This window comes from Sphingomonas jinjuensis (assembly GCF_014197105.1).
Classification (GTDB): Bacteria; Pseudomonadota; Alphaproteobacteria; order Sphingomonadales; family Sphingomonadaceae; genus Sphingomonas; species Sphingomonas jinjuensis.
This window is the reverse complement of the sequence record NZ_JACIEV010000002.1, coordinates 443893-458582: the sequence shown is the minus strand read 5'-3', so window position 1 is coordinate 458582 and position 14690 is coordinate 443893. Positions and strand designations below refer to the sequence as shown.

14 protein-coding genes and 2 tRNA genes are annotated in these 14690 nt (G+C 66.6%); 10 read left to right on the top strand and 6 right to left on the bottom strand.

Annotated features, from left to right (window positions below; genetic code table 11):
- Positions 1-12: 12 nt before the first annotated feature.
- A complete protein-coding gene (gene purL / locus GGQ80_RS05610; protein WP_183982884.1) occupies positions 13-2232 on the bottom strand; it encodes a phosphoribosylformylglycinamidine synthase subunit PurL in 2220 nt (739 codons plus the stop codon).
- 32 nt (positions 2233-2264) lie between these two features.
- The gene (locus GGQ80_RS05605; RefSeq protein WP_183982883.1) at positions 2265-2684 is read right to left on the bottom strand and encodes a BLUF domain-containing protein; all 420 of its coding nucleotides are present in this window, start codon (positions 2682-2684) and stop codon (positions 2265-2267) included.
- Between the two features lie 156 nt (positions 2685-2840).
- On the opposite strand from GGQ80_RS05605, the gene GGQ80_RS05600 reads away from it, so the two are divergent.
- Both GGQ80_RS05600 and GGQ80_RS05595 read left to right on the top strand, forming a co-directional pair.
- Entirely contained in the window at positions 2841-3209 is a 369-nt protein-coding gene (locus tag GGQ80_RS05600) for a hypothetical protein (protein ID WP_183982882.1), read from the top strand.
- A gap of 125 nt (positions 3210-3334) precedes the next feature.
- Entirely contained in the window at positions 3335-5020 is a 1686-nt protein-coding gene (locus GGQ80_RS05595) for a hypothetical protein (RefSeq protein ID WP_183982881.1), read from the top strand.
- 18 nt (positions 5021-5038) lie between these two features.
- On the opposite strand, the gene map is transcribed toward GGQ80_RS05595, so the two are convergent.
- Positions 5039-5866, bottom strand: coding sequence for a type I methionyl aminopeptidase (gene map, locus GGQ80_RS05590; protein ID WP_183982880.1), 828 nt, complete (start codon positions 5864-5866; stop codon positions 5039-5041).
- A 50-nt stretch (positions 5867-5916) separates the two neighbouring features.
- Between map and GGQ80_RS05585 the strand changes: the two genes are divergently transcribed.
- On the top strand, positions 5917-6675 hold the full coding sequence (locus tag GGQ80_RS05585) for a competence/damage-inducible protein A (RefSeq protein ID WP_183982879.1): 759 nt from the start codon (positions 5917-5919) through the stop codon (positions 6673-6675).
- Between the two features lie 39 nt (positions 6676-6714).
- Here the strand turns inward: GGQ80_RS05585 and GGQ80_RS05580 are convergent, their stop codons facing one another.
- The gene (locus GGQ80_RS05580; protein ID WP_183982878.1) at positions 6715-6912 is read right to left on the bottom strand and encodes a hypothetical protein; all 198 of its coding nucleotides are present in this window, start codon (positions 6910-6912) and stop codon (positions 6715-6717) included.
- A 181-nt stretch (positions 6913-7093) separates the two neighbouring features.
- On the opposite strand from GGQ80_RS05580, the gene GGQ80_RS05575 reads away from it, so the two are divergent.
- The 3 genes from GGQ80_RS05575 (at position 7094) to GGQ80_RS05565 (ending at position 8898) form a co-directional block, all read left to right on the top strand.
- The gene (locus GGQ80_RS05575) at positions 7094-7900 is read left to right on the top strand and encodes a hypothetical protein (protein WP_183982877.1); all 807 of its coding nucleotides are present in this window, start codon (positions 7094-7096) and stop codon (positions 7898-7900) included.
- The gene (locus GGQ80_RS05570; RefSeq protein WP_183982876.1) at positions 7897-8688 is read left to right on the top strand and encodes a metallophosphoesterase family protein; all 792 of its coding nucleotides are present in this window, start codon (positions 7897-7899) and stop codon (positions 8686-8688) included. Before GGQ80_RS05575 ends, GGQ80_RS05570 begins: the two co-directional genes overlap by 4 nt.
- A 136-nt stretch (positions 8689-8824) precedes the next feature.
- Positions 8825-8898: transfer RNA gene (locus GGQ80_RS05565), tRNA-Gly, on the top strand.
- Positions 8899-8971: 73 nt separating this feature from the next.
- Here GGQ80_RS05565 and GGQ80_RS18730 read toward each other — a convergent pair.
- Positions 8972-9127 (bottom strand): hypothetical protein, encoded by a 156-nt coding sequence (locus GGQ80_RS18730; protein WP_183982875.1) that lies wholly within the window; start codon positions 9125-9127, stop codon positions 8972-8974.
- 660 nt (positions 9128-9787) lie between these two features.
- Entirely contained in the window at positions 9788-11239 is a 1452-nt protein-coding gene (locus GGQ80_RS05550) for a GH1 family beta-glucosidase (RefSeq protein ID WP_183982874.1), read from the bottom strand.
- 102 nt (positions 11240-11341) lie between these two features.
- Between GGQ80_RS05550 and GGQ80_RS05545 the strand changes: the two genes are divergently transcribed.
- The 4 genes from GGQ80_RS05545 to GGQ80_RS05530 all read left to right on the top strand — a co-directional run bounded on the left by GGQ80_RS05545 (position 11342) and on the right by GGQ80_RS05530 (position 14687).
- Positions 11342-11416, top strand: a tRNA-Glu gene (locus tag GGQ80_RS05545).
- Between the two features lie 636 nt (positions 11417-12052).
- Positions 12053-12367: an STAS domain-containing protein gene (locus GGQ80_RS05540; RefSeq protein WP_183982873.1), complete on the top strand. Its 315-nt coding sequence runs from the start codon at positions 12053-12055 to the stop codon at positions 12365-12367.
- Positions 12364-12732 carry a response regulator gene (locus GGQ80_RS05535; protein WP_183982872.1) on the top strand — a complete coding sequence of 123 codons (369 nt, stop codon included), beginning with the start codon at positions 12364-12366 and terminating at the stop codon, positions 12730-12732. Before GGQ80_RS05540 ends, GGQ80_RS05535 begins: the two co-directional genes overlap by 4 nt.
- A complete protein-coding gene (locus GGQ80_RS05530; protein ID WP_183982871.1) occupies positions 12729-14687 on the top strand; it encodes a chemotaxis protein CheA in 1959 nt (652 codons plus the stop codon). Before GGQ80_RS05535 ends, GGQ80_RS05530 begins: the two co-directional genes overlap by 4 nt.
- Positions 14688-14690 lie beyond the last annotated feature (3 nt).

The following is a 14690-nucleotide window of genomic DNA, read 5'->3' as shown; positions in this document are numbered from 1 at the left end:
GGCAGGTGGATGTCAGGCCAGCGCCGCGTCGGCGCCCATTAGCTTCGGGAAGAATCCCTCGTGCGCGGTCCGCAGTGCGTCGAGCGTCACCACATCGTCGCGGTCCGGTCGCTCGAAGATCAGCCGCTTGCCGCCGGTGCGACCGAGCGGCTCCGCCTCGACACCCGCGGCATGGGCGGCGCCGAGGAAGTCGAGCAGCGCATGGTCATGGACGGTGACGATGTAGACACCCTGGTCCTCGGCGAAGAAGCTGTGCGCGCAGTCGAACGGCTGCTTGCGATCGATCATCGCGCCGATGTCGCCTGCCAGCGCCATTTCGGCAAGCGTCACCGCGATGCCGCCGTCCGAGACGTCGTGGACCGCCGACAGCTGGCCGGCAAGGATGGCCCCCCGGATCAGGTCGCCGGTCGCGCGCTCCTGCGCCAGCTCGACACGCGGCGGCGGCCCTTCCTCGCGCCCGTGAACCTCGCGCAGCCACAGCGACTGGCCAAGATCGCCGCGGCGCGTGCCGACGGCGAGGATGACGTCGCCCGAGCCCTTGAACGCGATCGTCGCGCTCTTCGACCAATCCTTGAGCAGGCCGACACCGCCGATCGCCGGGGTCGGCAGGATCGCCGAGCTGCCGCCGGTCGCCTTGCTCTCGTTGTAGAGGCTGACGTTGCCCGACACGATCGGATAGTCGAGCGCGCGGCAGGCCTGGCTCATCCCTTCCAGGCACCCGACGATCTGGCCCATGATCTCGGGCCGCTGCGGGTTGGCGAAATTGAGGCAATTGGTGATCGCGAGCGGCGTCGCGCCGACTGCGGTCAGGTTGCGCCACGTCTCCGCCACCGCCTGTTTGCCGCCCTCGACCGGGTCGGCGAAGCAATAGCGGGGCGTGCAGTCGGTGGTCATCGCCAGCGCCTTGTCGGTGCCGTGGACGCGAACCACCGCGGCGTCGCCGCCCGGCCGCTGGACGGTGTCGCCGCCGACCATCGAATCATATTGCTCCCAGATCCACCGGCGGGAGGCGATGTCGGGCGATGCCATCAGCACCAGCAGATCGGCGGCGATGTCGCGGCTCTCGGGCACGTCGACCAGCGCCTTGGCGGGCGGGGTGGGGGTGTGCGGTCGATCGTAGAGCGGCGCTTCGTCGGCGAGTGGTGCCAGCGGAATGTCGCACACCGTCTCGCCCTGCCACTTCAGCACCATGTGCCCGGTGTCGGTGACGTGGCCGATGACCGCAAAGTCGAGCTCCCACTTGCGGAAGATGGCCTCGGCGAAATCCTCGCGGCCGGGCTTGAGCACCATGAGCATCCGCTCCTGGCTTTCCGACAGCATCATCTCATACGGCGTCATGCCGGTTTCGCGCTGGGGAACATCGTCCATCACCAGCTCGATGCCGACGCCGCCCTTCGACGCCATCTCGACCGACGACGACGTCAGGCCGGCGGCGCCCATGTCCTGGATCGCGACGATCGCGTCGGAGGCCATGAGTTCGAGGCACGCTTCGATCAGCAGCTTTTCGGTGAAGGGATCGCCGACCTGGACGGTGGGGCGCTTCTCCTCGGCATCCTCGCCGAAATCGGCCGATGCCATGGTCGCGCCATGGATGCCGTCGCGCCCGGTCTTGGAGCCGACGTAGACGATCGGATTGCCGACGCCCGATGCGGCGGAATAGAAGATCTTGTCCTGATCGGCGACGCCGACGGTCATCGCGTTGACCAGGATATTGCCGTCATAGGCCGGGTGGAAATTCACCTCGCCACCGACGGTCGGCACGCCGACGCAATTGCCGTAGCCGCCGATACCGTGGACGACGCCAGCGATCAGGTGGCGCATCTTAGGATGGTCGGGCCGGCCGAACCGAAGCGCGTTGAGATTCGCCATCGGCCGCGCGCCCATGGTGAAGACGTCGCGGAGGATCCCGCCGACGCCGGTCGCCGCACCCTGATAGGGCTCGATGTACGACGGGTGATTGTGCGACTCCATCTTGAAGATCGCGGCCTGGCCGTCACCGATGTCGATCACGCCGGCATTCTCGCCTGGACCGCAGATCACCTGGGGGCCTTCGGTCGGCAGCTTCTTCAGGTGGAGGCGGCTCGACTTGTAGCTGCAATGCTCCGACCACATGACCGAAAAGATGCCAAGTTCCACCAAGTTGGGCTCGCGGCCCAGCGCGTGGCGGACGCGGTCATATTCCTCGGGGGACAGGCCGTGTTCGGCGACGATCTCGGGCGTGATGGCGGTCATGCGCGCGCCCATAGCGGGCGCGCCGTCGCGCGTCACCCTTTCCGGTCGCCGATCCCCGACAACAGCCGTTCGAAATAGCGGGCGACATCGGCGTCGACTCGATCGAGAATGCGCTTCAGCCGGACGGCGGCGTCCGCCGGGGCGTCGCCGGGCAGCCCCGCCATCGACCAGTCGCCGAACTGTCGGTCAACCCCGTCGCGATCGTCGAGCACCACGACATCGGCGTGGCGCGGGTCCCGGGCGATGCGATCGAAGGCGGAGGCGACGCTTTCCGTCGGCCCTTCAAGTATTTGCAGATAACGATCGGCATCGATCCACAAGACGCCGGACACCCCATCGATACCGTTGTTGCGGCGTGACACGGCGAGAATGTCATGATGATCGTGGCGAAAGTCCTGCCCGACCGCACGGCTGGCATAGACGAGACGCCGAACAGGTTCGGATTGGCTCACGCAGCCCATTTAGCGGTGCGGTCGCGGCGAGAAAAGAGCGTCGGTGACTCGCATCGTGCGCATGGCAAGGCCAAGGGGCGCATCTTGATGCAGGACAGGACTGGCGCGTCGGCTGGGTGTCGCGCATAGTTGTCCTGAATCGAGGGAGGATCGCCGATGTTGATTGCCATGCTGCTCGCCGCCACGGGGCCCAATGCGGTACTTGCCGGCGACTTCGACCGCGATGGACGTCCCGACCGAATCAGGGTGATGAAGGACGGGGCCAAGCACAAGCTTGTGCTCTATCGCTCGCTCGGCGACAGTGTTCCGATCGAGACCAATGTCGAGGTGGGCGACACCTTCACCTTGACGAAGGTGCCGCGCGACGGTCGCGCTACCGCCTGCGCCTTTGCCTCGATTTCGCGCTTCAATTGCGAGGCCGGCGACGTCGTCCGTTACGGCAACGGCCCCGACGATGCGATGGCGATCTGGAACAACAGCCGCTTCATCGTGTACCGGCCGTCGAGCAATCGAGAGGCACGCTGACGGTGTAGCCGACGGATCAAATTCAAGATCACCGGCAATCTTCGATCGGGGCGTATGAAGGTTGCCGGTACATTGCAGGGCTGATCGATTTCCGATCAGCCCGCGCGATCGATATGGGGGCATCATTGGCGAAGTGGATGTTGGGGGCTGCGGCATCTGTCGCGGCATTGTTTATTGCGACCTTGGCGGCAGCTGACAAATATGATTTCGTAAAATGCGATGGCTATGGCGCGCCGAATAGCCATGGCGATGGAATGACCAAGCCCGCCATGGGTCTACTGGGTATCTTTGTGCCCGAGCCGGGACGCGGCAATCGCTCCCGCACCGACGTGTCCTTTTCGGCGGACGGCACCGCTGCGTGCGATCGAGCGCTCGTGGACCCCGACCTGATGCCTGGCTATCATTTGCGGCGGGTCAATCTTATCCAGGCGAGGGCAATGCACCGGCTGGGCGCCAAGGATCCTACCGGAGCGCTCAGCGACCTCGACCTGTCGGCGCGTCAAGGAAAAGCAAGCGGCGAGCCGCTGTACGAGCGCAGCCTGGGCCTGAGCAACCAGTTGCTGCGTGCTTATGCGCTCGGCAGCCTTGGCAGACCTGCCGACGCGGTCGCGGCGGCCCGCAGGGTGCGGACGCTGCGCCCGTATGCCGCGCGTGCGTGCTACGCCGCCGCTCGTCTGGCGGCGTCGATCGATCACGATGCGTCGGCCTATATCGCCGAACTGCGCGAGATCGTCCGCTTCGCGCCTGAGATGCTGACCGAACTGCTTCTTGCGGAATACAGCAGCGGTCATTGGGACGCGGTCATTGCGCTTCGCCCGCAAGTCGTCCTGACTCCGCCGAGCGACAACACCGGTTTCCAGGTCGAGCGCGATGGCGTGGCCGAGGCCGAGATCTTCGCCCAAGCCGCCATGCTGGATTGCGCGACCGCCTTTTCGCACGCGGCGAAGGGCCGGCCAGAAGTGGCGACGGCAATGCTCGCGGCCGTGAAGACGAGGCTAGACGAGGCGGCGGCCGATCTGCCGCTCAGGCCGAACGGCAAGCAGCCGTCGCGCGGCGATCGGTTACGCCACGCCAATCTGACGGCCAGGTTGGCTCCTGTGCGGGAGGCATATGACGAAGCGCTGCGTCACGTCGGCCTGCTGGCCATCGCGCGACGCGGCGATCCCCCCGCCCTGATGTCGGCGATCGCAGGCAAGCCACTGCTCGGCGACGAGACGGGCCAGGAAGTACTTATGGCGCTGTACCGCGCTAATCCGCCGGCGAAGGAGGAATTGGCGAAGATCATTGCCGACCGGCGTCTCAAGCTCGACGCCGAGCGTTTCACGCCCGTGAAACTGGAAGACCTGTACGTCGCGTTGCCCGAAGCAGAAACGCCGGCGCGCCTTCCCCACTATAGTCTGGGCCGCAACTGGCTGGGCGAGAAGACGGGAGATGGCTTCTTGATCCGTAAGGGCGGAACGCCCGATCGCTTCACGCTGGATTTTGGTGGAAGCGCGGGATCGGCGGCTATCGTGCAGGAACTAGCGCTACTCCGCGTGGCCGACCTCGCTCGTCAGCAGGGCAAGACGTCAGTCATCGTGGTGTCGCGCAATCTGTATGTGCGCGAGAGCCGACTGCTCGGCCTGTACGGCGGCGGTCGTGTCGACAATGCCGGCTATTCGTCGGAGATTACGGTCGCGCTCGTCAAACCAAGCCAAATCCCCGTAGACCTGGCAGCGTCGCGGGACCGTCTGTTGGATGCCGAGCGAGTCTACCTCGAGCTTGCCCCGGTCTACATCGGGTCGGTTGCGCCTGTCGCCGCCGGAAGTTGATCCGACCGTCAGCCGCCCTCAACCATAGGGCGGCTGGTGGTAGCCCTTCGGGCTGCACGTGAAGATCTCGCAGCCGTCGTCGGTGATGCCGATCGAATGCTCGAATTGCGCCGATAGCGAGCGGTCGCGCGTCACTGCGGTCCAGCCGTCGTCGAGAAGCTTCACGTCAGGCCGGCCGATGTTGATCATCGGTTCGATCGTGAAGATCATGCCCGGCTTCAGTTCGGGGCCGGTGCCCGGGCGGCCGACATGGACGACCTCGGGCGCGTCATGGAACAGGCGGCCGAGGCCATGGCCGCAGAAATCGCGGACGACGCCATAGCGGTGCTTTTCGGCGTGACGCTGAATCGCGTTGGCGACGTCGCCCATGTGATTGCCGGGCTTCGCCTGCTCAATGCCGAGCATCAGGCATTCGTAGGTCACCTCGACCAGGCGCCTGGCCTTCAGCGGGACGTCGCCGATCAGGTACATCCGGCTGGTGTCGCCATGCCAGCCATCGACGATCGGCGTGACGTCGACGTTGACGATATCGCCGTCCTTCAGCGTTTTGTCGCTGGGGATGCCGTGGCAGACGACGTGGTTGATCGAGATGCACGTCGAGTGGGTATAGCCGCGATAGCCCAGCGTCGCGGGCACGCCGCCCCCGGCCAGGACGAAGTCGTAGATGAGGCGGTCGATCTCTGCCGTGCTGACGCCGGGCACCATGTGCGGCACCAGCATGTCGAGCGTTTCGGCGGCGAGGCGTCCCGCCCGGTGCATGCCAGCGAAAGCGGCGGGGCCGTGCAGCTTGATCGCGCCGGTGCGCCCCTCGGGCGTTTCGGAGGTGACGGTAACGTATTCGACCATCGCCGTCATATAGCGTGGCGGCGATCGATTTGCGAGGCTATGCGGGGCGCATGAACGACAAGCGCATCTGGACCGCGGCGCTGGTGGTGATCGGGGACGAGATCCTTTCCGGGCGCACCCAGGACAAGAACGTGGCGCAGATCGCCGCCTGGCTGAACGTGCAGGGCATCCGCCTGGCCGAGGTACGCGTGGTCGCCGATCGTGAGGAAGCGATCGTCGAGGCAGTGAACCAGCTGCGGGCGCGCAACGACTATCTATTCACGACCGGCGGCATCGGCCCGACCCACGACGACATCACGGTCGATGCGATCGCGGCGGCACTGGGCGTCGGCGTCGTCCATCATCCCGAGGCGATGGCGATTTTGGAGCGCTATTACGCGACCCGCGGCGGCGTGACCGAGGCGCGGGCGCGGATGGCCCGCGTGCCGGAGGGGGCCGAGCTGATCGCCAACAAGGTGTCGGGAGCGCCAGGCATCCGGTTCGGCAACATCTTCGTCATGGCCGGGGTGCCGCACATCACCGCTGGCATGCTCGATGCGCTGACGGGCACGCTGGAGGGCGGCGAGCCGGTCGTGTCGCGAACGATCGGCGGCTGGGTCGCCGAGAGTGAGGTCGCTGATATTCTTCGCGATGCCGAGCGAGCGCATGACGGTGTCGCGATCGGCAGCTATCCCTTCTTCCGCGAAGGCCGGGTCGGCGCCAATTTCGTCGTGAGGAGCCCCGACCAGGCGAAGGTCGACGCGTGCATCGCCGATCTGGTCAAGGCACTGGGCGACGCAGGGTTCGGGATGACCGACGGCGGTATCTGATCGAGGGCTACGTCGCTCGGCAAGTCCGCCACCAGCCGCTCAATCGGGCTGGTCGTTGCCCTCGCTGCCGGTGAGAGGATAACCATCGCCATTGGCGCGATCGTTGTCGAGGTCCTCGCCGTCCTGACCGCCACCGGCGCCCACACCGCTGCCGTGAACCGATCCGTCGCGATCGATGGACGCGCGCTTGCCGTTGTCGGCGGGGATGTCCGGGCGGGGGGAGGGGTCGTTGGCCATGCCGGGTCAACGGCGGACGCGGGCAGCCGTTCCCGCCCGGTGCAACCGCTCGCCCCCCAAATCGTTGAGCTTGCGTGGTTCGCGAGCCGGAAACCAGATTGTCCGCCTTGTCGGACGTCCCGACGTGCGTGTCGGCTGGCGTTCATCCGCCGTGTGCCATCACGGTCGCATAGAGGCTTGCATGGCAACGACATTTCACTCGTCCGATCACGTCGACCATTTCGATTCCACGGTTCTCGCTCGCCACGTCGCCGACGACCTGAGTTCGATCTTCGGCGAGGACCGGCGCCTCCGCGAGACGATCGACGACCTCGCGCCTGTGAAGGCGGCGGTCGCGCCGTCGGCATCGCGCAAGCCCCTGATGGCGCTGATCGGCGTCGGCGCCCTGGCGGTGATGGTCACGGGCGGACTCATCGCCGGCAACGAGGCGACGGGTGGCACCCCGGCGCCGGCATATCGGACCCAGATTGCAACGCCCGCTCCGACGCCGGTCCAGCCGGTGGTGGCACTCGCTGCCGCCACGCCGCCGGCGCCTGCGGAAACGATGGCGGCCGAGCCGTTCGCCGGCGCCGAGCGCGAAGCGCCTGCCGCGCCGTCGAGACTGGTCCGCGCGCGCGATGTGGGCGGGGACGTGCGCCGGCCGGAGGTCGCGCTACCGGCGCCCGCTCGGCCGTTCGATGCAACCGACGAGGCATTGGTGCCGACGGTCGTCGTGCCCGCGCGGCGGCTGACATGCGATGATCGCGGCGATTGCCCCGATACGCCGCTGCTCGCGGCGGATCGCCAAGTGGCGGACGCCTACAACGACGCGATTGGTGCCGGCGTCCGCAACCGCGACCTGCGCGACTATCGCGCTGAGTGGATCAGGGCGCGGACGAGAGCGGCCGGCGATCCACAGGGCGCATTGCGCATCTATGGTATGGTCGCGGCCGACCTGACGACGCTGGCGCAGGAAGCGGCGGCACGCCCCACCATGGCGTGGAGATGATCACGCTGCGTCGCGAAACCCATGCCCCACCGGGCGGCGCGACGGTCGGGCGGCCGGTCTATGCGATCGGCGACATCCACGGCTGCTACGATCTGCTCCACGCGCTGCTTGCCGAGATCGGGCGCGACGCGGCGGCGCGCGACCCGGACCGGCCAGCGCTTTTGATCTTCTGTGGCGATTATATCGACCGCGGTCCCGAGTCGGCGAAGGTTCTCGCGGCCCTGGCGTGGCTGGTGCGCTCGAATTCGGTCGATGTGCGCTTGCTCGAGGGCAATCACGAGGCGATGCTTCGGCTGTTCCTGAAGCAGCCGATCCAGCACCGCCAGTGGCTGATGCGCGACGGGCGGTTCACGCTCGAATCCTATGGCATCGCGGTGCCCAGCGAGCCGCCGTCGCCGGCCGAGATGATCGAGCTTCGCGACGCCCTGCTTGATCATATGCCGGCATCGCATCATCAGCTGCTTCGCCAGCTGGAACTGGTGGTCGAATATGGCGATTATGCCTTCGTCCATGCGGGCATCGTCCCCGGCGTTCCGATCGCGAAGCAGGAGCGCGACGATATTCTCTGGATTCGCCGCGAGTTTCTCGACTACGCCAAGCCGTTCGAGAAGATCATCGTCCATGGTCACAGCTGGTTGGACGACCGGCCGATGATGCGCGATAATCGGCTGGGCATCGACACCGGCGCGTACGAGACGGGCGTGCTCACCGCGGCGCGGATCAGCGACGACGCGGTCGAGGTGATCCAGGCGCGTCGCGAGGCCACGCTGACGCAGGAAGCCGCCTGACGCCTGCCCGCCGACGAGTGAGCGCAACCGCCAGAGATTGCCGCCGATCCGCCCGAATAGTGGTATCGAACGGCGTCCCCTCCAACCGACTTGCCGCCAAGCGGCTCGGGCGATAGAGACGCTCAGCGCCAAGCGCGCGGGTGTAGCTCAATGGTAGAGCAGAAGCCTTCCAAGCTTACGACGAGGGTTCGATTCCCTTCACCCGCTCCAACGTTGCGGTAACTGGCGAACCCTTGCTGATGCGATGGCGCTTCGCCCTGCCGGGCTCGGGGTTCAAATCCCTTCACCGGCTCCTCCCAGCACCTTTCGCGGTGCGGGCGAGGCCGGTGTTGAAATATTGATAGGCGAGCGTGTCGGTGACCGTGTTGCCGACCTTGGTCTCGCGGGCCGTGATGCGGCCGCCCTTGTCGTAAGCGGTGGTGGTGACCGCGCCGCCCATGTTGGTGGTCGAGACGACATGGCCAAAGCCGTCGGTCGTCTCGAACGCGGTGCGGGTGTTGGCGTAGGTGGTCTTCCTGACGATGCCGCCGGTCGACGCGGCGACGAGCCCGGTGGCGGCGACGCTGTCGCTCCAGCTGTAGTCGGTGGTGGTGACGTCGCCGCCGAAGGCGCGGGTCTCGAGGACGCGACCCTGGATGTCGTAGCGCGTGGTCTCGGCGTCGGTCGTGCCCAGCAGCGAGTTGCTGTGGCGGATGCGCTGGCCGAGCTGGTCGTAGACGTAATAGTCGGTCAGGCCGCGGGCGTTGGTGGTCTGCGTCAGCCGGCCAGCCTTGTCGACCGGCTACATGAACGAATGTTGAGACTCTTCACACGAGAAACGGGCAGCGCCGGTATCAGGCTACCCGAAAGTCACAAAGGTCGCACCTCTACGCGCGGGCGCGCGTCAGTGCGCTCGCGGACAGGGCGCCGGCGCGACCAGCGCCGTCATCTGAATGCGACGGTGCGGCGGGGTAGGGCGGACGAGGTCAAAGAGCGGCCGATAGATGGCATGATAGCGCGATGTAGGAAAGCGTTCCTCGCCGACATGGGCGATGTCCGCTCCAGTTGCGATCGCAACCAAGTCGGTTCCGACCGTCTGTCGAAGTCGCGGTGCGGGGTGTCACACCAGCGCGTTGCGGCGGATCAGTTCGCGATACCATTGCGCGCTCAACTTCGGCGTCCGCGCCTGCGTGGCGAAGTCGACCCAGTGGAGGCCGAATCGCTTGCCATAGCCGTCCTCCCACTCGAAATTGTCCATCAGGCTCCACAGGAAATAGCCGGCGATCGGCAGGCCTTCGGCGGCGGCGCGCTGCAGGTGGCCGATATAGTTGCGCAGGTACATGACGCGATCGGCATCATCGACGCGGCCATCGATCATGGCGTCGTCCGACGAACAGCCGTTTTCGGTGATATAGATCGCCTTGGGCTTCCATTGGTCGGTCGTGTGGCGCACCGCCCAATAGGCGGTCTCCGGCCCGACATAGAGCCAGGGCGATGCCATGTGCGGCGACGCCTGGTTGTGGGGGATGATCGCATAGCCATGCTCGTCGTCGGCCGCTCGCGCCCAGCCCGGGGCATAGACGTTGAGGCCGACGAAATCGACCGGGCTGCCGATCGCCGCCATGTCGCCCGCCTCGACCTTCGGCGCGGCGGCGCCGGCCTTTTTCAAATAGCTGTCGAGATAGCGGCCCTCGAGCACCGCGGTGAGGAAGGGGGCGTTCTCGACGCGGGTCGCCTTGCGCGCCGCGGCGATATGCTCGGGCGTCTCGATGACCGGGCAATAGATCGACGGATTGTCGGCGAGCCCGACCTGTACCGGACGCTTGGCCCGTGCGCGGATCGCCTGGACACCCAGGCCGTGGGCGAGGATGCCGTGGTGACGGATCTGGTTCACCGCGGCATCGGGCAGCTTCAGCCCGGGCGCCTTGCTGCCGACCTTGTAGCCGAGATCGGTGAAGCAGAAGAATTCGTTCGTCGTCATGAAATGGTCGACGCGGTCGGACAACTGGCTTGCCATGAAACCCGCATAGTCGGCGAACGCCTTGGCGGTGTCGCGCGACTGCCAGCCGCCGGGCAGGGCGGCGGGAAGATCCCAGTGGAACAGCGTGACGTGCGGTGTGATGCCGGCGGCGAGCAGCCCGTCGACGACGCGGTTGTAATAGTCGAGGCCCTTGCGGTTGAGCGTGCCGCGGCCTTCAGGAAAGATCCGCGACCACGAGGTCGAGAAGCGGTAATGGCCGACCCCCAGCGCCTTCAGCAGCGCGATATCCTCGGCATAGCGATGATAGCTGTCGCAGGCGACGTCGCCGGTGTCGCCGTTCGCGACCTTGCCGGGCGTGCGGGAGAAGACGTCCCAGATGCTGGCGCCGCGGCCGTCCTCGCGCGCCCCACCCTCGATCTGATAGGCTGCGGTCGCGCAGCCCCAGCGAAAGCCGGTCGGAAAGGCTCGCGGCCCGACGGGGGAGGGGGCGCGCGGCGCGGTGACCGACTGCTGCGCCGACGCGGCGCCGCTGCCGAGCGCCAGCCCGCTGCCGAGCACGGCGCCCGTCCTGATGAAGTCACGCCGATCCATCGCCTCACTCTCCCTGATAACGTTAACATCACCATAGCGTGGTCCGCGGCGAAATCCATGCGCTTGACCGCGCCGCATCGTCCGCCTAGGCGAAATCCCGCTGGCCCCTTCGTCTAGCGGTTAGGACGCGGCCCTTTCACGGCTGAAGCACGGGTTCGATTCCCGTAGGGGTCACCAGCACTGCGATGGCTCGGCCCCGAGCGAACCGGGCCGTCTCATTGGTCCCCTGCATCCTAGAAGGCCGTCTAGGCCGCTAGCAGATATCCGCAGGGGTTGCCGGAAAGGCGAACGATCGACGTCTCGAGCAGCCCGCTTGCCGATAGCTGAAACGACGGAACGTCATCAGTTACGGGGCATCGATAGCGCGGGGTCGAGCAACGCCGCGGCGACGTCTTGAGGGTCGATAACGGCACGCAGGAGTGTTGCCTTTTGCCCGGCCGCCGGCCCCTCGCGAGCGCGGCAACCGACGACTTCATCATCGACCTTCAAAAACTTCGATTGGCGCCGCCGTCAGCGAGCTAGCCATACCATTGAAATCGCCGGACATCTCGGGTCATCCCTTGTCCAGCTTAACCCACATGAGCAAAAATGCGGGTAAGCTTAATTCATGTTTCACTTTTTCGACGTAGCTGTTGCTGATCGCAGGTGGGAGGAGAGCAGCTGACGTTCTCCAAACGCCGCAAGTTCGGCTTCGGACAGTTACGGTCCGGGCCGGGGTAACGCGTCTGAATTGTCCGCCGGTTGGCGGGCGCATGGAACGTCGATGTCGCAGTGACTGCCGCGGCCATCGGATCACAGCGAGGAAAATGCAGGATGTCGATCACCACGGTGACCGCAAAAGAGGACGTGTGCCTGCCGAGCATCGGCGCGCTGGCGGCGGATCTACGCGATGCGCTGGCGGATGGTGGGGCGGTGCAGCTCGACCTGTCGCAGGCGACTTCGCCCGATCTCAGCGTCGTTCAGCTCGTCCAGTCGGCGCGCGTCACAGCGGCGCGAAACGGCGCGGATTTCACGCTTGCCCATCCCGCCGACGAGACGCTGCGCGCGCTGCTCGACCGTGCCGGCTTCCTCACCGACCCCATCGGACAAGACTTTGAATTCTGGTTCCACGGAGAGACTGCGCAATGACTGCTTCCATCCTCACCGTCGATGACAGCGCAAGCCTGCGCATGGCGATCCGTATCGCCCTGAGCGGCGCTGGCTATGCCGTCACTGAGGCGGAGGACGGCGTCGAGGGGCTGTCGAAAGCCACCGCGACGCGGTTCGACCTGATCGTCACCGACCTCAATATGCCCAACATGGACGGCCTGACGATGATCAAGAAGCTGCGCGAGCAGCCGTCGCAGGCGGGCATCCCGATCATCTTCCTGACCACCGAGTCCGATGACGCGATGAAGGCCCAGGCGAAGGCCGCCGGCGCGACCGGCTGGCTGGTGAAGCCGTTCCAGCCCGAACAGCTCATCCGCGTCGCGCAGAAGGTGCTGGCGCGATGAGCGAGGATCCGACAGCCGCGTTCCGCATCGAGGCGGGCGAACTGCTCGAGCAGGTCGAACAGGGTCTGCTCGACCTGCGCGACAACCTGGGCGACATGGGTCTGGTGAACGCGGTGTTCCGCGGGCTCCACACGCTGAAGGGCTCGGGCGCGATGTTCGGGTTCGATGCGCTGGCCGCCTTCACCCACCATTGCGAAAGCGCGTTCGATCGCGTCCGCAAGGGTGACGTGCGCGCGACCAAGGACCTGGTCACCGTCATCCTGTCGGCGGGCGACCATATGCGCGCGCTGGTCGACGGCGACGCGCCCAAGGCAACGGGTGACGCGATCCTGGCCAAGCTCGCCGCGGCGGTCGACGCCGCTGCCGGCGGGGGATCGGCTCCGGTCGCGGCAGCGCCGGTCAAGCAGGGCTGGACGCTGTCGTTCCGCCTGCCGCCCGATGCGATGGCCAACGGCACCAACCCGCTGGCGCTGCTGGACGAGCTGCGCGAGCTGGGCGAGGCGACGATTGCCGTGCGCACCGATGCGGTGCCGCCGCTCGACAAGCTGGTGCCCAACCATTGCTTGCTCGGCTGGGATTGCACGCTGATCGGTGACATTTCGCGCGAGGCGATCGAGGACGTGTTCCTGTTCGTCATGGACGACATGGAGATCGCCATCGAGCCGCTCGCGGTCGAAGGCGAGGCGGTCGAGGCGACGCCGACGGCAGAGTCGGAAGCACAGGGCACGGCCGTGGTCGCCGCCAATGACGGCGCCGGCCGGGCGGTCGCCATGCGGGCGCAGGGCGAGCATGTCCGCGTACCGGCCGAGCGGCTCGACGAATTGATGGACCGCGTCGGCGAACTCGTCATCGCGCAAAGCCGGCTGTCGCAGCTCGCCCACAGCGGCCACGACCTGGCGCTGCGCTCGGTGTCGGAAGAGATTGAGCGACTCGCCGGCGAGATGCGCGACACGATGATGGTGCTGCGCATGGTGCCGGTGTCGACGCTGTTCGGCCGCTTCCGCCGCCTGATCCACGACCTCGCCATCGAGACCGGCAAGGCGATCGAGCTGGTCACCGAAGGCGAGACGACCGAGGTCGACAAGACGGTGATCGAGCGGCTGTTCGATCCGCTGGTCCATATCATCCGCAACTCGTGCGACCACGGGCTGGAGCAAGCCGCGGATCGCGTCGCCGCCGGCAAGCCGGAAAGCGGCCTGATTCGTCTCAGCGCGCATCAGGCGGGCGGCGAGGTGCTGATCACTATCACCGACGACGGCCGCGGCATCGACCGCGAACGCGTCCGCGCCAAGGCGGAGGCGAACGGCCTGATCCAGCCGGGGCAGGCGGTCAGTGAGGACGAGCTGCTGGGCATGATCTTCCATCCCGGCTTCTCGACCGCCGCGCAGGTGACGAACCTGTCGGGGCGCGGCGTCGGCATGGACGTCGTCAAGCGGACGATCGAAAGCCTGCGCGGATCGATCGACGTGAAGAGCCAGCCTGGCGAGGGCTCGACGATCACGCTGCGCATCCCGCTGACGCTGGCGATCATCGAGGGCCTGCTCGTGCGGGTCGGCGAGGGTCGCTACGTCATCCCGCTGTCTGCGGTCGAGGAATGCCTGGAGCTGTCGCTCGAGGAGGACCTGCGGTCGCGCGGACGCAGCATCATCACTCTGCGCGAGCGGCTGATCCCGTTCCTGCGGCTGCGCGACCTGTTCGCCACCGACACCCGGCCCGACACCTATCAGAAGATCGTCGTCGTCGGGATCGGTGCGGAACGCGTCGGCCTAGTCGTCGACCAGATCATCGGCAACCACCAGACCGTCATCAAGGCGATGTCGCCGCTGCATCGCAACGTCGCGTCCTTCGCCGGCGCGACCATCCTCGGCGACGGCTCGGTCGCCCTGATCCTCGACATCGCCCAGCTCGTCGCGCTCGGCCAGCCCAAGGAGGAGCGGCGTCTCGCCGCTGGATAAGCC

Coding starts and splice junctions, on each gene's coding strand:
- purL (WP_183982884.1), bottom strand. CDS start 2,232: ATGACCGCCATCACGCCCGAGATCGTCGCCGAACACGGCCTGTCCCCC.
- GGQ80_RS05600 (WP_183982882.1), top strand. CDS start 2,841: ATGTTGATTGCCATGCTGCTCGCCGCCACGGGGCCCAATGCGGTACTT.
- map (WP_183982880.1), bottom strand. CDS start 5,866: ATGGTCGAATACGTTACCGTCACCTCCGAAACGCCCGAGGGGCGCACC.
- GGQ80_RS05585 (WP_183982879.1), top strand. CDS start 5,917: ATGAACGACAAGCGCATCTGGACCGCGGCGCTGGTGGTGATCGGGGAC.
- GGQ80_RS05580 (WP_183982878.1), bottom strand. CDS start 6,912: ATGGCCAACGACCCCTCCCCCCGCCCGGACATCCCCGCCGACAACGGC.
- GGQ80_RS05575 (WP_183982877.1), top strand. CDS start 7,094: ATGGCAACGACATTTCACTCGTCCGATCACGTCGACCATTTCGATTCC.
- GGQ80_RS05570 (WP_183982876.1), top strand. CDS start 7,897: ATGATCACGCTGCGTCGCGAAACCCATGCCCCACCGGGCGGCGCGACG.
- GGQ80_RS18730 (WP_183982875.1), bottom strand. CDS start 9,127: ATGGGCGGCGCGGTCACCACCACCGCTTACGACAAGGGCGGCCGCATC.
- GGQ80_RS05550 (WP_183982874.1), bottom strand. CDS start 11,239: ATGGATCGGCGTGACTTCATCAGGACGGGCGCCGTGCTCGGCAGCGGG.
- GGQ80_RS05540 (WP_183982873.1), top strand. CDS start 12,053: ATGTCGATCACCACGGTGACCGCAAAAGAGGACGTGTGCCTGCCGAGC.
- GGQ80_RS05535 (WP_183982872.1), top strand. CDS start 12,364: ATGACTGCTTCCATCCTCACCGTCGATGACAGCGCAAGCCTGCGCATG.
- GGQ80_RS05530 (WP_183982871.1), top strand. CDS start 12,729: ATGAGCGAGGATCCGACAGCCGCGTTCCGCATCGAGGCGGGCGAACTG.